18 protein-coding genes are annotated in these 18,459 nt (G+C 41.6%); 5 read left to right on the top strand and 13 right to left on the bottom strand.

The features are described from left to right. Nucleotides 1-8 precede the first annotated feature (8 nt). The 3 genes from BFM98_RS14320 to BFM98_RS14310 all read left to right on the top strand — a co-directional run bounded on the left by BFM98_RS14320 (nt 9) and on the right by BFM98_RS14310 (nt 2,308). A complete protein-coding gene (locus BFM98_RS14320) occupies nt 9-893 on the top strand; it encodes a DMT family transporter (protein ID WP_004229564.1) in 885 nt (294 codons plus the stop codon). Beyond that, nucleotides 893-1,855 (top strand): carbohydrate kinase family protein, encoded by a 963-nt coding sequence (locus BFM98_RS14315; RefSeq protein ID WP_048390141.1) that lies wholly within the window; start codon nt 893-895, stop codon nt 1,853-1,855. The genes BFM98_RS14320 and BFM98_RS14315 overlap by 1 nt, the downstream gene beginning before the upstream one ends. Before the next feature lie 63 nt (nt 1,856-1,918). After that, nucleotides 1,919-2,308 carry an RDD family protein gene (locus BFM98_RS14310; RefSeq protein ID WP_066037724.1) on the top strand — a complete coding sequence of 130 codons (390 nt, stop codon included), beginning with the start codon at nt 1,919-1,921 and terminating at the stop codon, nt 2,306-2,308. A gap of 122 nt (nt 2,309-2,430) precedes the next feature. Here the strand turns inward: BFM98_RS14310 and BFM98_RS14305 are convergent, their stop codons facing one another. Both BFM98_RS14305 and BFM98_RS14300 read right to left on the bottom strand, forming a co-directional pair. After that, nucleotides 2,431-3,081, bottom strand: a complete 651-nt coding sequence (locus tag BFM98_RS14305) for a hypothetical protein (protein ID WP_254660040.1) — start codon at nt 3,079-3,081, stop codon at nt 2,431-2,433. A gap of 127 nt (nt 3,082-3,208) precedes the next feature. After that, nucleotides 3,209-3,640 carry a GNAT family N-acetyltransferase gene (locus BFM98_RS14300; RefSeq protein WP_066037722.1) on the bottom strand — a complete coding sequence of 144 codons (432 nt, stop codon included), beginning with the start codon at nt 3,638-3,640 and terminating at the stop codon, nt 3,209-3,211. A 125-nt stretch (nt 3,641-3,765) separates the two neighbouring features. Here BFM98_RS14300 and BFM98_RS14295 point away from each other — a divergent pair, with 125 nt between their 5' ends. Next, entirely contained in the window at nt 3,766-4,218 is a 453-nt protein-coding gene (locus BFM98_RS14295) for a MarR family winged helix-turn-helix transcriptional regulator (protein WP_004229576.1), read from the top strand. Nucleotides 4,219-4,261: 43 nt separating this feature from the next. Here BFM98_RS14295 and BFM98_RS14290 read toward each other — a convergent pair whose 3' ends face one another. Beyond that, nucleotides 4,262-5,617: an aspartate aminotransferase family protein gene (locus BFM98_RS14290; RefSeq protein WP_048390134.1), complete on the bottom strand. Its 1,356-nt coding sequence runs from the start codon at nt 5,615-5,617 to the stop codon at nt 4,262-4,264. Nucleotides 5,618-5,757: 140 nt separating this feature from the next. Here BFM98_RS14290 and BFM98_RS14285 point away from each other — a divergent pair, with 140 nt between their 5' ends. Then, complete coding sequence (locus tag BFM98_RS14285) at nt 5,758-7,395, top strand: PucR family transcriptional regulator (protein WP_066037721.1); 1,638 nt, start codon at nt 5,758-5,760, stop codon at nt 7,393-7,395. On the opposite strand, the gene BFM98_RS14280 is transcribed toward BFM98_RS14285, so the two are convergent. Genes BFM98_RS14280 through BFM98_RS14235 form a run of 10 tightly spaced genes read right to left on the bottom strand, consistent with a single transcriptional unit; the run spans nt 7,384 to nt 18,293 of the window. Then, a complete protein-coding gene (locus tag BFM98_RS14280) occupies nt 7,384-8,211 on the bottom strand; it encodes an ABC transporter permease (RefSeq protein ID WP_004229583.1) in 828 nt (275 codons plus the stop codon). The two genes, BFM98_RS14285 and BFM98_RS14280, sit on opposite strands and share 12 nt — an antisense overlap. Nucleotides 8,212-8,223: 12 nt before the next feature. Beyond that, a complete protein-coding gene (locus BFM98_RS14275; RefSeq protein ID WP_009374228.1) occupies nt 8,224-9,165 on the bottom strand; it encodes an ABC transporter permease in 942 nt (313 codons plus the stop codon). A gap of 16 nt (nt 9,166-9,181) precedes the next feature. After that, nucleotides 9,182-10,738: an ABC transporter substrate-binding protein gene (locus BFM98_RS14270; protein ID WP_048390132.1), complete on the bottom strand. Its 1,557-nt coding sequence runs from the start codon at nt 10,736-10,738 to the stop codon at nt 9,182-9,184. Nucleotides 10,739-10,755: 17 nt separating this feature from the next. After that, the gene (locus BFM98_RS14265; protein ID WP_066037720.1) at nt 10,756-11,727 is read right to left on the bottom strand and encodes a P1 family peptidase; all 972 of its coding nucleotides are present in this window, start codon (nt 11,725-11,727) and stop codon (nt 10,756-10,758) included. 3 nt (nt 11,728-11,730) lie between these two features. Further along, a complete protein-coding gene (locus BFM98_RS14260) occupies nt 11,731-12,744 on the bottom strand; it encodes an ABC transporter ATP-binding protein (RefSeq protein ID WP_066037719.1) in 1,014 nt (337 codons plus the stop codon). After that, on the bottom strand, nt 12,713-13,747 hold the full coding sequence (locus BFM98_RS14255) for an ABC transporter ATP-binding protein (RefSeq protein ID WP_054550827.1): 1,035 nt from the start codon (nt 13,745-13,747) through the stop codon (nt 12,713-12,715). The genes BFM98_RS14260 and BFM98_RS14255 overlap by 32 nt, the downstream gene beginning before the upstream one ends. 15 nt (nt 13,748-13,762) lie before the next feature. Beyond that, a complete protein-coding gene (locus BFM98_RS14250) occupies nt 13,763-15,217 on the bottom strand; it encodes an aldehyde dehydrogenase family protein (RefSeq protein WP_066037718.1) in 1,455 nt (484 codons plus the stop codon). 10 nt (nt 15,218-15,227) lie between these two features. Then, complete coding sequence (locus BFM98_RS14245) at nt 15,228-15,974, bottom strand: SDR family NAD(P)-dependent oxidoreductase (RefSeq protein WP_054550825.1); 747 nt, start codon at nt 15,972-15,974, stop codon at nt 15,228-15,230. A 1-nt stretch (nt 15,975) separates the two neighbouring features. After that, nucleotides 15,976-17,064 carry a tartrate dehydrogenase gene (locus tag BFM98_RS14240; protein ID WP_066037717.1) on the bottom strand — a complete coding sequence of 363 codons (1,089 nt, stop codon included), beginning with the start codon at nt 17,062-17,064 and terminating at the stop codon, nt 15,976-15,978. Further along, nucleotides 17,061-18,293, bottom strand: a complete 1,233-nt coding sequence (locus tag BFM98_RS14235; protein ID WP_009374236.1) for a M20 family metallopeptidase — start codon at nt 18,291-18,293, stop codon at nt 17,061-17,063. The genes BFM98_RS14240 and BFM98_RS14235 overlap by 4 nt, the downstream gene beginning before the upstream one ends. Nucleotides 18,294-18,459 lie beyond the last annotated feature (166 nt).

Below are 18,459 nucleotides of genomic sequence, written 5' to 3'. Positions count from 1 at the left end.
GGTTTCGTATGAACATCTCAGCAATCATTAAACTAACAGTCTCCATGGCACTGTTTGGTTCCATCGGCTTTTTTACCGTTCACACTGGTGTTCCCGCTACAGAGCTTGTCTTTGTTAGATGCATTTGCGCAACCCTCTTTCTAGGTGGTATGTGGCTCATCACTGGTGGACATAAAACAGAGGTATGGGATAAGAAAGAAATTTTTCAAACGCTTATTTGCGGTGTCTTTATTGTGTTAAACTGGGTATTTTTATTTAAAGCCTTTGAGGAAATGTCCATTTCAATTGCCATTTCCATCTATAATTTAGCCCCCATATTTGTGTTAATTTTAGGCGCTATCTTTTTGAAGGAAAAAATGACCATTCAGGCACTTGTCGCAACAATCACTTGCTTTATCGGTAGTATTTTTATCATCGGTCTCAATAATTTTGTGTCGTTCTCAGAATTTATGCAATCTGGCTTTATCTGGGCATTACTGTCAGCAGTATTTTACGCCCTTACAATGCTAACAAGCAAAACCATCACGAAGCTTAGCTCGTATGCGTTAACCTATATTCAAACAACAGTTGGAATCGTGATACTACTGCCTTTTATCGACTTCTCGCTGTTTGATGGATTAACGTCAACCAATTGGTTTTATATACTCGGCACAGGCTTTATTCATACAGGATTTGTTTACTATTTATTTTTTGATAGTATTCGTAGCCTGTCTACGATTCTTGTCTCTGTATTGGTTTTTGTCGACCCTGTTGTCGCCATTTTACTGGATATGCTATTGCTTGATTTTATGCCAAGCTTTACGCAAACGATGGGGATCCTTCTCATTTTCGCTGGTATTTTTTATACCATTTATGTTCCTAAGAAAAAGCGACTACCACAGGAGGTCTCATAATGGGCAAGCTCTTCACAATTGGAGAATTATTAATTGACTTTACACCGACACAGCAGCACGGCTCCCTAGCCAACATTGAGCATTTTACTAAACATGCAGGAGGGGCACCTGCCAATGTAGCCGCTGTCTGTGCAAAGCTAGGACAGCAGGCGGCCCTTCTTACACAAGTCGGTCAGGATGCCTTTGGTGACTTCCTAATCAAAACGTTGCAGCAAGCAGGTGTAGATACACAGTTTATTCGTCAATCAACGGATGGTGAAACAAGTCTTGCCTTTGTTTCATTAAATGAACATGGCGAACGAGATTTTCAATTTTATCGCCGACATGCTGCAGATCTCTTATACAAACAGGAATACCTCCCCTCGCAGCTATTAACAGCGCACGATATCGTTCACTTTTGCTCTGTTAATCTTGTAGAGAGTCCTATGAAACAAGCACATCTTGCCCTTATTGAACAGGCACATCAAGCAGGAAGCCTTATATCCTTCGATCCGAATGTGCGCCTTCCTTTATGGCAGGATAAGACGGCGTGTTGTGAAACCATTTTAGCCTTTTTACCAAAAGCCCATATTGTCAAGCTTTCAGAGGAAGAACTGTTGTTTTTAACAACTCTAGAAGATGAACAGGAAGCTGTTCAAACGTTATTCAAGGGATATGTAGAAGTTATTATCATTACACATGGTGCTGCTGGGGCTACCTTATATACGAAAAAGCATCATGTGAAGGCTCCTGCTAACAAGGTACAAACCGTTGATACAACTGGGGCTGGTGATGCTTTTATTGGCGCGATTTTAAGTCAATTTCTTCATCATCAACTAACAGTAGATCAAGTGGTAGCTCATTGTGAACAGTATGCAATGTCTCTGCTATCTTTTGCAAACGGATATGCGGGCATTTCAACAACAAAGCATGGGGCGATTCCATCCTATCCTGTACTTTCATTAGATATGAATCTAGGATAAACCGAAACTTTTTGTCCTTATTGTTCGTATGTACTAGTGACAGGTCATTTAAGGAGGGCTTATATGGAATCGATGACAAAAAAACGCACAGCTGCATTTTTAATCGATACAGCTGTTTCAACAGCTGTCACGTTTGGGGTTGAATACTTCCTACGAAAAAAAGTAAAAAATGAGGCTGTTCATGCACTCGTTACGCCAACTGTGGTATTGTGGGCGCTAGAATATGCACAACTCCGTAAAAACGGACAAACGATTGGCTACAAAGCAATGGGATTAGCACTCGAAAATGAAGATGGTCGTCCATTATCAGCATGTCAAATTATTAAACGCATGGCATATCGAGACACTATCAGTACGTTCGATTATCTAAAAGATCGCCAAGCCTTCGAGCAGCAGCACGGTCAACGTCTTCCTCATGATAGCTTTGCAGGTACGGTTGTAAAGAAAGAATAAAGGAAAGCTGCCTTATCGTTTGGGCAGCTTTCTTTAATTGGAGCATTTTGCTAAAGTGTTAATCTTCCTGATCGCCTGAACCATTACAGAAAGTAGCATGGAATTCTCTTTAGAGAAGTACGCTAATCTTTGGAAATAAACTGCTGTATATCATTCGATAAAATCGCGTTTTCTGACGGAAACCAAAAATAAGTAGTACCATCAAATTGTATGCCATATTGAAAAGCAATGGCATCGTCTGTATAAAGGAGTACATCATAACGGTTCGTATCCCTGTTTGGCTCAAAGGATGGGGCTGGTTTACTATTGACTAAAATTGCCTTTAAATCTGCCATGTCAGACTGGTTTGTATAGCTAGCCGTTTTCCGATTGCCTTCTTCCGTAGATGAGTAAAATTCTATTTTCTTCACTTCTTCTAATGGAACCTGATCAAAATTCCGTCGCGGCGGAGCTTCAGCTCTTATCATATAAATTCGATAGCCATTAATAACCGACTGATCCTCTACCGCAATGGCATCGTCAAGACCCTTTATCGCATAAAGCTTTGTTCCCTTCTCATGGAAGGCTGCATCGCCATCCTTAAAGCGATAGGAAGTTCTTTTGATATGATCTGCCACTTTAAAATCAACTTCCCCTATTTCCTTATCGATGAATGAACGATCTGCTAACGCTACTTCATATACAGCTTCATATTGCTCACCATCCCATTTAATTAAATCAACCCATTCGATGATGACTTGACTACCGCAAGCAGTCAGTAACAACAAACACATGAAACAAAGGCATATCCATTTCTTCAACAACATCCCCCCTTTCAGCAGTAGACCCAAGCAACGATTAAAAAGTTACAAAGTATGACGCTAAGTCTGGCATGTTCTATAATCGTGTGAATTTCGTCTGTTACCAGTATTTCTTCATTAAAATATGGGGGATGCCACAATCCATAAATTCTTCACCTTCACGCTGATAGCCTAATTTTTCATAAAAGCCTTCTGCATAGGACTGAGCATTTAATTTTGCTTTTGTTAGCCCTTTATCTCGAGCAATTTGCTCTAGGCCTACAATAACTTCCTTACCAAGGCCATATTTGCGGTATTCTTCTAATATACAAATACGCTCCAATTTGCCATAGTCCTCTACAACTCGAAGTCTCCCTGTTCCAACAGGTTGCTCATTGTAATACACCAAAATATGATCGCATGGAGCATCCAGTGCATCAAATTCATCATATTCTTCTTCCTCAGGGACTTGCTGCTCTTCAATAAAAACGCTTCGTCTAAAATCAAACGCTGTTTGTAATTCTGCTTCAGTTGTCACTTTTTTTATAGTCATTACTATTCCTCCTAGTTTCTCCTGCCTTATCATCTTCTCTAGGTGCAATTTCACTTTGAAGATGATAGTATTAGTATAGAATGATTTTTATTGCAATTACAACAAAAATCTCAGGAGGATCGAACATGAAAGAAATCTTACGTGAAATAGGTGCCATAGCACGGGCATTAGACTCGATAAGCAATATTGAATTCAAGGAATTGGATTTGACAAAGGGGCAATATTTATATGTCATCCGTATTTGTGAACATCCAGGTATTATTCAAGAGAAAGTCGCAGAGCTTTTGAAGGTAGACCGTACAACGGCTTCACGAGCTATTCAAAAATTGGAGACCAAAGGCTTTATTGAAAAACGAATTGAACAAGGAAATAAGAAAAATAAATTACTTTTTCCTACAGCTAAAAGTATGGACATCTATCCTTTTTTAAAACGGGAGGGCGAATATTCCAATGCTCGTGCGCTTGAGGGGTTTTCTAATGAGGAGATTAACTGCATTCACAGTCTTCTAACACGTGTGTTGCATAACATCGAAATTGACTGGGAAGAGGTGAAGAAAGGGCATAAACGACAGTATTAAAGGCGATTCCTCGTGTTTTTCGCACATTTGGAATCGCCTTAGGCTAGACATTGGCTGCAAATACTCGTTTTAATACAGCAACCATAAAATCAAAGTCCTCGTCTGTACAGCACAGCGGTGGACTTAACGTAATGATATTATTGAAGCCTTCAACTGTATCACCATTTCTTCCAATAATTAAGCCATTTGCTTGACAATCAGCCATGATTTTCGCGATTAGCTCAGGCTTAGCAGGTGTTTGAGATTGTTTATCTTCAACCAGCTCGATGCCAATGAGTAGCCCAAGCCCACGAATATCGCCAACGAAAGGCAGCTCTAATAGGTCTTGCAAATCATGTAGGAATTGAATACCCAAATCTCTTGCTCGCTGCACAAGTCCTTCCTCCTCCATGATTTTTATATTTTCTAAGGCCACTGCACAAGCTGCTGGATTGCCCCCAAACGTATTGATATGGCGAAAATGACTATAGCCGTCCGTCTCTTTAAATTTTTCATAAATGTCTTTCCGTATAGCTGTAATGGATAGTGGTAGGTAGGCACTCGTTAATCCTTTCGCCATGGTAATGACATCTGGTCGAATATCAAAATGCTGATGGCCAAATAGCTTACCTGTCCGTCCGAAGCCACAAATGACTTCATCCATGATGAGTAATACTCCATGCTTTCTACAAATGCGCTCGACTTCTTTGACATAAGTTGGATGTGGAATAAGCACTCCACCACCCGTGATGAGTGGCTCCATAATGACAGCCGCAATGGTTTCTTTTTGCTCCCAAATAATTTTTTCTTCCATTTCTCGGGCAAGTGCTAGGCTGTATGCCTCAATTGACTGCCCTTTTGGACGACGATAGTGATCAGGTGGAGCAACATGTAAGAAGCCCGGTGTCAGCGGCTCGTACTTAAATTTACGTAATGCCTGACCTGTAGCTGCTAATGCCCCAAGTGAACTGCCATGATAGCCCCGATAACGAGCAATGATTTTGTAGCGGTTCCCTTCCCCATTTTGTTGATGGTATTGACGTATTAACTTAAACGCTACTTCATTCGCATCTGAGCCACTAGTGGAATAAAACATCATATAGTCATCCTCAAGTAAGCTGTTTATTTTTTCAGCGAGCCTGATGGCAGGTTCATGGCTTTGTGTTAAAGGAGCATAGCAAAGCTTTTTTAGCTGCTCATACGCAACCCTAGCAAGACGCTCACGCCCATACCCTACATTCACTGCCCATAAGCCTGACATGCCATCTAAAAAGCGATTGCCTAAACTATCTGTAATCCATGCCCCTTCTCCCTGCTCAATAATGGGAGGTGCTTTGTCGTTATAGATAGACATGTGATGCCAAATGTTTTCATGATCTTTTTGCTGTAAAGTATGTGTAAACTGATCGTTTCGCTCCATATCATGACCTCCAATCGTGTATCATCGGTGTCTTTTTGTCTATCACCATTTTCCCTATTAAGCTAGTTAATATTGAAATTTTCTGATTTCTCTAACATAATGAAATAGACATTGTACATTCGAAGGGCAGGTGCTAATTGATGTCGAAACATCCTCTACTCGTACGTGATGTCCTCAAGCGCAAGCATTTTGAATCAGCGAAGCTTATTGCAGGGCAGCACGGCCTAGATCGCCAAGTATTGTGGACACATATATTAGAAATTAAAGATTTTGAAACCTTAATCAATGGTGGTGAATTAATTTTAACCACGGGTGTCGGTTTACAGCTAGAACGAGAAACACAAATAGCCTACTTACAGAACCTTATTCGTAATGAGGCAGCTGGTCTTTGTATAGAAATTGGCGACTATTTTGACCATGTTCCCGTAGAATTGATTGCCATGGCAAATGCCCATCATTTCCCTATCATCATCTTTGAGGAAATTGTACGATTTATTGATATTACGCAAGATTTGCACACGTACATAATTAATCAACACCAGCAGGCACTTACACAGCTAGATACACTATCCAAAACTTTTATGGAATTATCATTAATGCCAAATGGTATTTTAAAAATATTACAAGTACTCCATCAAGATACAAATGCTCCTTTTCTATTTGTTTCAGAAGATACAAAAAGCTTTTATTATCCTATGGAGGCTAAAAAATACTTACGTGTCATGGAGGAGCATTGTCAGCAGTTAGAACTACAAGAGCCCTTGCACCTTCTATCCTTGGGTAAAGACCATTTTGTCATTATTCCTGTTAATGGGCTTGGACAAGTGTGGGGCTATTTATGTATGCATTCTGAACTGCCAAAGCAGAGTGATTACACCTTGTTAAATCTTGAACGAGCAACTATGTCGATTGCCCATATTTTAATGCGTAACCGCATGCTTCAGGAGCGACAGCAAAGCCGTGAAGATGAATTCATACTAGCCTTAATTCAAGGTCAGCCAGTAGATATTCAATACTACCAAAGCTATTTACCAATCGAAAGTCGTAATTTATTTTACCGAGTCGTCGTGTTCAATCTACATGATGAAGCCAATACTGTGCCTGAAGAAGAATGGCAGGAAATCCAGCTACAAAATGCCATGTATGTTCGTTCAATTCTGAAAAAGCTTGGATTTTTCCCCACTGTTTCAGTAAGACAGCACGAAATAATTATTTTAGCCTTTTTCATTGCCGCAGATTATATGAAAGACAATCGCGACGCTTTTGATCAAGCGATTTCACAAATCGTTGCAAGAAAAGCAGCACAATTTTTTGAGCAACTTACCCTTAGCTGTGGTATTAGCAATGTCTATCAAACGATCGAAAGTGTTCATCTGGGCTATAAGGAAGCCAAATCAACCATCCAAATGCAGCATCATCAATTGACGAGCTCCATCTATTATAAGGATTTAGGTGTTTATCGATTGTTATTACAGCAGGATCAAACAGCTCTCCTACAATTTGTAAAAGATTATTTACAGGAAATTTTAGTATTAGATCAAAAAAGTAGCCATGATTTATTTCAAACATTAGCTGTTTATCTGTCCTGTAATGGAGCTAAAAATGATACAGCAGAACAGCTGTTTATTGTCCGTCAAACACTTTACAAACGAATAGAACGCTTAGAAAGTATACTAGGTGCTGATTTTTTACAAGCTCCCCATCGCCTCAATATTGAGATGGCTGTTAAGGCATATGAACTGTTGCAAAAGACAGCACCTGATCTATTACGATTTTGAACGCGGGTCCATAAAATCTCGTAAAGCATTACTGAGCATATATAAGCCTAAAACAAGAATCGTAATGGCTCCTCCAGGGGCATACGTATACCAAGGGGCACCGATTAAATAGGCTTGTGAATCTTTTAACATTCTGCCCCAGCTAGGGTTTGGTGGCTGTACCCCAAGCCCTAAATAGCTCAGTGCTGCCTCGGCTAACATGGCTGTCGCAAAAGTCACGGTTGCTGCCACAATAATTTGCGACGAAATGTTTGGCAAAATATGACGAAACATGATGCTATAAGGCTTAACACCAATTAATTTCGCTGCCAGCACATATTCCGAGTCACGTTGTTGCACAAAGCCACTGCGGGCAATCCTCGCAATAGCAGGTATCGCGATAATCCCCAGCGCTATCGCTGTATTCGTTATTCCTGGGCCGAATACTGCTACAAGCATTAATGCTAAGATGATTCCTGGAAAGGCCATTAAAGCGTCCATCGTACGCATAAATATTTCATCGACCCAGCCACCAACATAGCCTGCAATTCCGCCTATGAGAATACCAAATATCGTTCCAATCGCAACCGTTAATAGACCCACGGCAAAGGCTGTTTGTGTCCCCTTCATAATGCGACTAAAAATATCTCGCCCAAATTCATCTGTTCCAAACATATAGGCACCACCTGGACCACGCAATTTTTCAGGTATATTCATCGCGTTGACATCATGGGGTGTATAAAAAAAGCTAACAATCATGACGAGCAGAAAGCCAACAATGACGAGGAGACCAATGACTAAATTGATTTTTTTAGTATAGCGCTGTAATTGTTTCATGGTAGTCACCTCTTAACGTAATCGAATTCTAGGGTCCAACACAGAATATAAAACATCGACGATAAAATTAATCATGACGACAGCTACTGTAATATACATAACGATCCCTTGTACGAGTGGAAAATCACGATTACTGATAGCCGTAATCAATAACTGACCAATCCCTGGCAATGAAAACACCTGCTCCACAATAATCGTTCCTGCCACAACCTCCGCCATAATCAACCCAAAAACCGTCAATATCGGAATCATGGAATTTTTCAAAACATGCTTATACATTACATTTTGTTCAGACATCCCTTTACTGCGTATCGTACGGACATAATCGAGCTGGACCTGCTCCAAAATGGCTGTACGAACATAACGAAAATTCACCGCAATTTGCGGAATCGCAATCGTTAAGGCTGGAAGTATTAGGGTACTGAGCGCCCCTGCTACACTTTGTGTCCAAGGTATATAGCCACTAATTTTAAAGAAGCTGAACTGTAGGCCAATGTAAAGAATAAGCATCATCCCTAGCCAAAAGGAAGGCACTGCCATACCGATCTGGGTTACAGTCGATAATGACACATCACTTAATTTATTTTGTCTTCTTGCTGCAAACATCCCTAAAGGTAATGAGATGATTAAGACAATGATAAGGGTGAGTCCTGCTAATGACATGGTGACAGGAAGTCGATCAAATAGTAATTCTTTTACTGGCATGGAAAATCGAATGGAATTCCCTAATTGCCCTGTCAATAAGCCCTTCATCCAATCCACATATTGTTCATAAAGAGGACGATCCAAGCCAAGCTCAGATCGTAAATTTTCAATTTGAGTGGGATCCGCCTCTGTTCCTAGCATTGTGCGAACTGGATCACCAGGTAAAATTTGAAAAACACCAAATGTAATAATGGATACTAGAAGGATGGTTGTTATTAACAGGATGATTCGACGTAGGATATACATCATAAGCACTCATCCCTTTCTAGTTTGAAAACTTGACCTCTGACATATCGTGGAACCAGAATGGATAGCTCTTGAGCCCCGTCACCTGTTTGTCAGATCCCCAAACGATTTGATAATCCGCAATATACACTGCTGTTGCCTGCTCAGCTAATATTTCCTGTGCACGATGATAGTACTCTATTTGCTTGGCTTGGTCGGTTTCCTTTAAAACATCAGCCATAATTTTGTCGTATTCTTCATTTTTAAATAAGAAGAAGTTTTCACTATCGTTTGTAGAAATGTAATCATTCAACACTTCAAAAGCAGATGCACGACCTGTTAAGTCAATCGTTGTCATTGCATAGTCACGACCAAAGTAAACGCGATCTAGCCAAATTCCCCATTCCACTACTTCAATTTCTACATCAATTCCGATCTCTTGTAGATTAGCTACGACAATTTGTGCAATATTTGAGTAAATATCATTGTGTGAAGACACTGTAATTTTTGTTTTAAAGCCATCCGGATATCCTGCTTCTGCTAATAACGCCTTCGCTTTTTCCACATCTCGCTCATACATGCTTTCTAAGCCCTTCTTTTGGAAATCGCCCATCGCTGGACTCATATTAGAGCCAAGTGGCACAGCATAGCCTGCAAACACAGAGTCAATAATATCGGCTTTACTAATTGCGTAATTGATTGCTTGACGAACCTTCACATTGTCAAATGGTGCCTTTGTTTCGTTAAATGTAACAATAAGAGAAGAGTTATTATTTTGGTGTGATAAATTATAGCTTCCCTCTACCTCGCTCACACGGTGCCAAGGAACACTCGTTAAATCAACTTCGTTTGCCATTAAGCTCATAATGGCTGCCTGATCATCTGATTGGAAGGCAAAGGTTACTTTATTCAAATAAGGTAATCCTTCTTGCCAATACTGTTCATTTTTCTTAAGCTCTAAATTTGTACCTGGTGCATATTTCACAAAGGCAAATGGACCTGTACCAATTGGATTTTCATTATGCTTCCCATCATTGCTCTTTGGAATAATAGCTGATTGTCTGCCTGTTAATGAGTACAAGAAATTTGAATTTGGCTCTTTTAGCTTAATCACAAATGTACTTGCATCAGGCGCCTCTGTAGATGCTACATTATCAAAGCTATTGGACATTTTTTCCCCACCATTTTTCCCCATTAAACGGTCAAAGGAATATTGAATATCCTCCATCGTTAAATCATCACCATTATGAAACTTCACACCTTGGCGAATTTTAAACGTATAGGTTAAGCCGTCCTCAGAAATTTCATAGCTTTCAGCAAGTCCCTCCTTTAAGGAGCCATCCGTTTCAGGAGCCATTAGCCCCTCAAAGATATTTAGAATCATTTGATAAGAAATGGACGCTGTCGCTTTATGTGGATCTAAAAAATCTGGATCATCATTCACACGTACAACAATTTCCTGTGGAGCATCTGTTGCCGCTTGACCATCTGTAGTACCTGAAGTAGTCGTCGTTTTCTCTCCATCACTTGAACACGCTGCCATAACGATTGACATTAACACTGTTAGTAGTATTAATCCGCTTTTTTTCCATTGCATGGCTGTTCCCCCTTTTTCTAAGTGCTTGTCTTTTGAATGCTTGTATAACTCTCAACATCCGCCAATCGTTCAGCGGCTTTAATGCCAGCCAGAATTGCTTCCTCCATCACCTTTGTCGCTAGCTGGCCTAAATAATCAAGTGCATAGGATTGATCCCCTGTACCAAGCACAAAAATCGTATCGCCATCCAGCATTGTATGAACAGGATAAATCGTGCGTGCTAAGGCATTTTGCGTAAGCTGCGCAATCTTTTTAGCCTCAGCCTTCGTTAGCTTGGCATTCATTGCTACAACACCAATGGTTGTATTTGTACCCGCTAAAGCCTCTGATTGTGCATGTTGCTCTAAATAGGCACAGCAATCCACCCATTGACCAGAATGCGTATCTCTTGCTCCAGCTAAAATTTTCCTCGTTGTCGGGTCCTTGACATCTCCAACTGCATTGACAGCCACGATAGCACCTGCTACAAGACCATCTTTTCCCGCATAGGAAGCACTACCAAGCCCACCCTTCATTGCAAATTCTGGACCAGCTAATTTGCCTACAGTTGCTCCGTAGCCTGCGCCTACATTGCCATTTGGAAATGAGCCAACTTGTGCCGCTTGTGCCGCTTCATAGCCCATTAGTGCTGTAGGTCGTGCATGTGGATCACCGATAAACAAGTCAAAGAGTACAGCACTTGGTACAATCGGTATTTTCGCTACTCCTGCATCTACCCCAATCCCTTGCTCCTCTAAAAATTGCATAACGCCTGTAGCAGCATCTAACCCAAACGCACTACCCCCAGCTAAACAAATAGCATGAACTCGGTCAATTTCATTGATGGGATCTAACGCATCTGTTTCACGAGTACCTGGTGCAGAGCCTCGAACATCCACTCCACAAACTGCTCCTTTTTCCACTACTAGCACCGTACAGCCTGTGATGCCCTCCTTGTTCTCGCGATGTCCTACCTTAACACCTGGCACATCCGTTATATTGCCAAACATTCTTCACACCTCACTTTTTAAATAATTATAATTTTCTGATTTTTTATCATATAAAAAACAGGCTACTCGTTGATGATCATTTTCATTGTGAAGCTTCGGTCTCTCCTGATGGCATCTTTCCATCACATGCGGGCAACGTGTATGAAAGACACAGCCAACAGGTGGATTCATCGGACTTGGTAACTCGCCCTGTAAAAGTATTTCTTGCTTAGGCTCATCAAAATTAACAACTGGTATTGCAGATAGTAATGCTTGTGTATAGGGATGCAACGGATTGGCATATAGCTCCTTCTTTGTCCCAATCTCCACTACTCTACCTAAATACAGCACTGCCACACGGTCACTAATATGCTTCACAACGCTTAAATCATGTGAGATAAATAAATAGGTTAATTGAAATTCATCCTGTAAATCCATCATGAGATTGAGCACTTGTGATTGCACCGACACATCCAATGCTGAAACGGGCTCATCGGCTATAATGAATTCTGGATGAATCGCTAATGCCCGTGCAATCCCAATACGCTGCCGCTGCCCACCAGAAAATTCATGTGGAAATTTATGCATGGCATCCTCAGGTAGCCCTACCTTTTGTAATAGCTCCTTCACACGCTCTTTGCGTTGCTCCTTCGTCAAGGTTAATTGTAGCTTCATCGGCTCTTCGATTATAGAACCGATTCGCATCCGAGGATTGAGAGAGGCAAAGGGATCTTGAAAAATCATTTGCATTTGATTGCGGTAACTTTGTAGCTTATTCCCCTTTAAATGCTGGATGGGTTGTCCTTTATATAGCACTTCGCCTGCTGTTGGTTCAACGAGCTTTAAAATTGTTCGCCCAAAGGTGGATTTTCCTGAGCCTGATTCACCAACAATTCCAAGTGTTTCCCCTCTATAAATCTCAATCGAAATATCATCAACCGCTTTTATGACCTTTTTCTCTTCCTTCATCGATTTACGCTTCACAGGAAAGTAGGCTTTTAAATGATTAATTTCCAGCAAAACTTCTTTCTCTGTCATGAGCCAGCTCTCCTTTCTCCGTGAATAAATGACAGCGTACCTTATGTGCCTCCTGAATGTGATGAACAGCAGGTTGCTCCTGATGACAATGTGCCAGCGCATGGGGACAACGTGGCGCAAAGCGACAGCCGTCAGGTAATGCATACGCAGGTGGCACAGTACCAGGAATCGATGGTAGCCTTTTGACATCTGTTTCAAGGCTTGGCATCGTCTTTAAAAGCGCTGTGGTATAAGGATGCTGTGGATTTAAAAAGAGCTCTCTTACTGGGGCCTCCTCGACAATCTGTCCCGCATACATCACCATAACGCGGTCAGCTGTCTCTGCAACAACGCTCATATCATGGGTAATGAATAAAATGGCTGATCGATGCTCTTCCTTCATTTTTAGCATCAGCTTTAAAATCTGTGCCTGAACCGTGACATCAAGTGCAGTAGTTGGCTCATCCGCAATCAATAGCTGCGGATTATTCGACATTGCGATGGCAATCATAACTCGTTGTCGCATCCCGCCTGAGAGTTGGTGAGGATATTCAGCGATGACCTTTTCTGCATTCGCAATCCCGACTTCTTTTAATAGCTGTAGCGCTTTATTCCATGCCTCTTTTTTCGATACCCTTTGGTGTCTTCGTATGCCTTCAATCATTTGATTGCCAATCGTAAAAACGGGATCTAAAGAGGTCATGGGCTCTTGAAAAATCATACTAATTTCATTGCCTCGTATACGGCTCATTTCTTTATTTTTATAGGTAAGTAGATTTTTACCGTTTAAAGTGATAGAACCTGACGTAATTTCTCCTGGAGGTATAGGCAGCAACCGCATAATGGCTAAGGATGTAATACTTTTGCCACTTCCCGATTCACCAACCAGTGCAACGGTTTCTCCTTTATGAATAGTAAAATTCACATCTTCCACAACTTTTGCCTCTTTGCCATTTTTTAAATGGAATTTAATTGATAAGTGATTGACCTCTAAAAGCACATCTTTTTCTTTTGGCTGTTCCATATGCGTCCCTCCATCTCAGTGTTGATTAGGTGGTGCATAGCGTATAGCGATATTTTTCATTTGCGTATAGTTTCGCAGTGCAACAAAGCCCTTCTCTCGACCAATTCCGCTTTTTTTATAGCCTCCAAATGGCATTTGAATGCCTCCAGCAGCCCCATAATTATTGACAAATACTTGTCCCGCCTGCACACGACTTGCCACATAGTGAGCCGTATCGATATTTTGTGACCAAATGCCCGCCACTAGGCCATAGTCCGTACTATTGGCTAATGCGATGGCCTCCTCTACAGTCGAAAATGTCAAGACGGTTAACACTGGACCGAAAATTTCCTCCTGAGCTAATGGATCATTTGGATCAACACCATCAAGTATAGTTGGCTGAACATAAAAGCCGTTCTCATAGCCTGCCAATGTCAATGGTTCCCCACCCGTCACAACATAGCCATCTACCTTTGCTTGCTGTAATAATGCAGTGATTTTTGTATATTGTTGTTCATTCAGTAAAGGTCCCATCTCCATATCTGCTTCACCTGGTCCTACTTGGATCACTTGGAACCTTTGGGCTAATCGGGAAATAAAGGACTCTTTTATTCGTTCCTCAATGAGTAAACGTGCCCCTGCTGAACAAGTTTGACCAGCATTTTGAATAATCGCACGTACAACTCCCTCTAATGCCTGCTCCATGTTAGCATCCGCAAAAACAATATTAGGAGATTTACCACCAAGCTCTAATGTCACAGGCACAACATTTTCAGCAGCCGCCTTCATCACCGCAATTCCTGTGGGAACAGAACCTGTAAACGTAATATGATTAATATCGGGATGTGAAGTTAAATAAGGACCAACTTCTCGTCCCAAGCCCGTAATATGCTGGAAAATCCCTTTCGGCAACTTATCGGCTAACCATTCTGCAATGGCATGTGTTGTTAGCGGTGTATCCTCCGCACTTTTCACAATGACTGCATTACCAGTTGCTATAGCAGCTGCTACACTTCTTGCCGTAATTTGAATCGGATAATTCCATGGCACAATATGTACCGTAATGCCCACTGGCTCTAGCACTACTGCATTTAAAAGCCCATCCTCAATCGGAATTGTATCTCCCATCACCTTATCCGCTGCACCACCATAAAATTCAAAATAGCGTGCCGCTGCTTCAATATCTGCTCTTGCCTGTGATAAGGGCTTTCCTACATCCCGACATTCTAGCAAACTCCATTCCTCTGCATGCTTACGAATATAATGAGCAAATTCGATCAATAACTGCCCACGTTCATAGGCTTTCCATTGACGCCAGTCCTCACGTTCAAAGGCTACACGGGCTGCACGTACTGCCTCTTCTACATGTTCTTTACTCGCGTTGCTAATTTGTGCAATCACTTCACCCGTTGAGGGATTCTTAACATCAAGGTATGTCTGAGCATCACCGTGAACCCACTCACCATCTATCAACATAGGAATTTTTTTCATTGTACCCCTCCTATAATCCACGGCCACCATCTACATGTAATGTCGTTCCTGTGACCATACTTGCTGCATCTGATAGTAAATAACTAACAGCTCCTGCTATATCTGCTGGCTTCACTAATCGTCCTAATGGCACAGATTGCACAAAGACACTTTGCTTCGTCTGCTCTACGTCTGCACCCTGTGCGGCAAATTGACCAAGCATTTGTGTGTCTGCTGGTCCTGGATGAATCGTATTAACCCGAATTTGACTAGATGCTAGTTCAATTGCTAGTCCTCTCGTAAAGCTCTCTGCTGCACCCTTCGATGCAATATAAGCCTGTAAGCCCGGTCTTGGTCGCACTGCTGAAATCGAGGCAATTGTAATAATAGAACCCCTTTGCTGTTTTTTCATAAAAGGGACAACTGCCTTTGTCGTGATAAATAAACTTTTCACATTAACATCCATTAAACGATTCCATTCATCCATTGTGACCTCTTCAATCGGCGTAGCTGACTGGGCAATTCCCAGTGCATTAACAAGACCATCTATTCTGCCATACTTATCAAAAACCTGCTGGCAGATGTCTTGCACACGTTCCTCCTGTAACACATTGACTTCAAAGCATTGAAGGGCATCCTGTGCAATATCTGATAAGGCATCTATGGATAGATCAAGTCCAATAACTCGATTGCCCAGCTTTAATTGCTCGTGAATAATGGCCTTTCCCATACCGCCTCCCGCACCAGTAACCACAATCACCTTTTGCTCAACTGCCATGCTAAACACCTCCTGCTGTTAAAGTTCTATTAATAATTTCCTGACAAATCGCATCGCCCATTTGTGCTGTTGTCGCTTGTCCACCAATATCTGCTGTTTTCACAACGCCTTCTTGCAGCACAGCTGAAATGGCTTTAACAATGAGCTGTTCTAAATCTGGTCTGCCTTGATGGCCAAGCAGTAAGGCAAGCGACCAAATTTGAGCGATTGGATTGGCAATACCCTTGCCTGCAATATCTGGTGCTGAGCCATGAACAGGCTCAAACATCGATGGAAAATCCTTTTCGGGGTTCAGGTTGGCTGATGGAGATAGACCAAGTCCTCCTACAATAGCAGAGCCTAAATCGGATAAAATATCGCCAAACAAATTGGACGCTACCACCACTTCAAAATTCTGTGGTCGTTCTACGAAATAGGCGACGAGTGCATCGATATAAATGGATTCGAGCTGTAGTGCTGGAGAACTTTGCTTCACCGTTTTGCTTGTATGCTCGTCCCAGAATTTCATCGAATGAATAATGGCATTCGATTTTGTCGCACTTGTTATTTTGGTTTTACCGTGTTGCTTCGCATAATCGCAGGCAGCATGGACAATTTTTTCAATCCCAATGCGCGTCATGATTGTATTTTGAATCGTCATTTCCTGCGGCTGCTGTTGGTACAGTCGACCACCGCTGTCCGAATATTCACCCTCTGCATTTTCACGGAAGATCACAAAGTCAATTTCTTTGCCGTTAGCCAAGGGCGACGCTATCCCAGGTAGTGATTTAATAGGACGGAAATTCACATATTGCTGGAAATGCTTTCGAATGGGCATAATTAATTCCCAAACGGTAACATCATCAGGCACACGAGCATCGCCAATAGCCCCAAATAAAATCGCATCATATGTTTGAAGTGTTGCCAGTGCATCATTAGGCATCATACAGCCATGCTGCACGTAGTAATCGGAGCTCCAAGGAAAGATGGTTGTTTCAATTTGTAAGGAGCTATGTTGTTCTTGCAAACAATTTAAAACTTTTAACGCTTCCTGCATAACCTCTTTTCCTATGCCATCTCCTGGTATTACTGCTATTTTGAAAGCTGTCATTGTGCATCACCCGCCAAAAATTTTAATGCTGCTAAACGGTAAATGGCCGTTGTTTCTGCCAATTCTTCAATGTCCACATACTCATTGATTTGATGAGGAATTTCTCGATCTCCTGCTCCAACCGTTACAATTGGAATACCATGCACATGAAGAAACGTCCCATCTGTCGCGCCTGGAACACCATTATATTTTGGTTCCTTCTCTGTTACCTCTGCCACAGCCTCATATATTGCCTGTACAACAGGGTCTTCCTTCGCTGTTGCTGTTGCAGGTCGGTTATCAAGAACCGTCAGTTCTACTTTGAAATCAGGATCATCTGCTTGTAATCGTTTAATAATCGCTTCAATCTTGCCCAGTAGTTCATCATGGTCCTGCGCAGGCACCGTGCGAATATCGAGTGTTGTCATACAGTGATCAGGAATGACATTGATTTGTGCATCTCCCTTTACAGGCGCTCGTAAAATCGTTGGTGTAATAGATGGCCAATTCAGCATTGGATCACGCCCTAATCGTGCTTGCTCCTCTTTTTCCAATTTTTCAAGCTCTACGATGAAACGTGCCATACGCCAGTTAGGATTAATGCCACTCCACGAAATCGCACCATGCGCCATTTTACCGAAAATATCTACCTGTAAACGAATAGCCCCGCGTTGTGCAATACACACATTATTTTCCTGTGGCTCACAGATAATCGCACCATCCACACCATCGGCCCAGCCATTCTTAATAAAATGCTTAATGCCTAGCATAAGCCCTTCTTCATCACATGGAATACATAAAATAATTTTGCCCGTAAACGCCTCTTGATCTAGTAGCAATGACTGACAAGCTGTAATCATACAAGCCAGATTCCCTTTTGTATCATTCGTTCCCCTGCCATACATACGCCCATCTACAATTTCTGCTCCAAATGGATCATAGGCCCAAGCCTCTCGATTGCCCTCTGTCACCACATCCGTATGTCCTTCGAAAAGTAATGTTTTCCCAGGCTTGCCCGAATCAATAATACCAATGACATTTGGTCGCCCTGGCACAACCTCCTCGATATGCGTCTCGATGCCAATATCTCGTAAATACGCCGCTACAAAAGTTGCCACCTCTTGCTCATTGCCCTTCGGATCGTTCTCACGGTAAACGCTTTCAATGCGCACGAGCTTCTGTGTTAAGGCGATGACCGTCTCACGATCTCGCACATACGATTTTGTTGTCTTTAAACTAGTTACTGTCATGCAAAGGACCCCCTATTTTTAAAGAATATTCTGAATTTATGTTATTTTAACATTGTCCTTTCTCTATGAAACTAGACAATATGTTAATGATTCAAAGAACGCCTTTAACTTTTTGTTTAGCAATAAATCACTAGAAAACAACATTTTTTTCTGTTTTACACGGTTT

Origin of the sequence: Lysinibacillus sp. AR18-8, assembly GCF_001705465.1 — a bacterium.
Classification (GTDB): Bacteria; Bacillota; Bacilli; order Bacillales_A; family Planococcaceae; genus Lysinibacillus; species Lysinibacillus capsici.
The sequence above is the reverse complement of the archived record's forward strand: the minus strand, read 5'-3'. Positions and strand labels throughout refer to the sequence as shown.

What these genes read in the sequence shown, in the direction of transcription:
- BFM98_RS14275 (WP_009374228.1), bottom strand. Translation starts at nt 9,165, where the DNA reads ATGATGTATATCCTACGTCGAATCATCCTGTTAATAACAACCATCCTT.
- BFM98_RS14305 (WP_254660040.1), bottom strand. Translation starts at nt 3,081, where the DNA reads ATGTGTTTGTTGTTACTGACTGCTTGCGGTAGTCAAGTCATCATCGAA.
- BFM98_RS14255 (WP_054550827.1), bottom strand. Translation starts at nt 13,747, where the DNA reads ATGGAACAGCCAAAAGAAAAAGATGTGCTTTTAGAGGTCAATCACTTA.
- BFM98_RS14320 (WP_004229564.1), top strand. Translation starts at nt 9, where the DNA reads ATGAACATCTCAGCAATCATTAAACTAACAGTCTCCATGGCACTGTTT.
- BFM98_RS14270 (WP_048390132.1), bottom strand. Translation starts at nt 10,738, where the DNA reads ATGCAATGGAAAAAAAGCGGATTAATACTACTAACAGTGTTAATGTCA.
- BFM98_RS14265 (WP_066037720.1), bottom strand. Translation starts at nt 11,727, where the DNA reads ATGTTTGGCAATATAACGGATGTGCCAGGTGTTAAGGTAGGACATCGC.
- BFM98_RS14315 (WP_048390141.1), top strand. Translation starts at nt 893, where the DNA reads ATGGGCAAGCTCTTCACAATTGGAGAATTATTAATTGACTTTACACCG.
- BFM98_RS14290 (WP_048390134.1), bottom strand. Translation starts at nt 5,617, where the DNA reads ATGGAGCGAAACGATCAGTTTACACATACTTTACAGCAAAAAGATCAT.
- BFM98_RS14235 (WP_009374236.1), bottom strand. Translation starts at nt 18,293, where the DNA reads ATGACAGTAACTAGTTTAAAGACAACAAAATCGTATGTGCGAGATCGT.
- BFM98_RS14295 (WP_004229576.1), top strand. Translation starts at nt 3,766, where the DNA reads ATGAAAGAAATCTTACGTGAAATAGGTGCCATAGCACGGGCATTAGAC.
- BFM98_RS14240 (WP_066037717.1), bottom strand. Translation starts at nt 17,064, where the DNA reads ATGACAGCTTTCAAAATAGCAGTAATACCAGGAGATGGCATAGGAAAA.
- BFM98_RS14280 (WP_004229583.1), bottom strand. Translation starts at nt 8,211, where the DNA reads ATGAAACAATTACAGCGCTATACTAAAAAAATCAATTTAGTCATTGGT.
- BFM98_RS14260 (WP_066037719.1), bottom strand. Translation starts at nt 12,744, where the DNA reads ATGACAGAGAAAGAAGTTTTGCTGGAAATTAATCATTTAAAAGCCTAC.
- BFM98_RS14310 (WP_066037724.1), top strand. Translation starts at nt 1,919, where the DNA reads ATGGAATCGATGACAAAAAAACGCACAGCTGCATTTTTAATCGATACA.
- BFM98_RS14245 (WP_054550825.1), bottom strand. Translation starts at nt 15,974, where the DNA reads ATGGCAGTTGAGCAAAAGGTGATTGTGGTTACTGGTGCGGGAGGCGGT.
- BFM98_RS14300 (WP_066037722.1), bottom strand. Translation starts at nt 3,640, where the DNA reads ATGACTATAAAAAAAGTGACAACTGAAGCAGAATTACAAACAGCGTTT.
- BFM98_RS14285 (WP_066037721.1), top strand. Translation starts at nt 5,758, where the DNA reads ATGTCGAAACATCCTCTACTCGTACGTGATGTCCTCAAGCGCAAGCAT.
- BFM98_RS14250 (WP_066037718.1), bottom strand. Translation starts at nt 15,217, where the DNA reads ATGAAAAAAATTCCTATGTTGATAGATGGTGAGTGGGTTCACGGTGAT.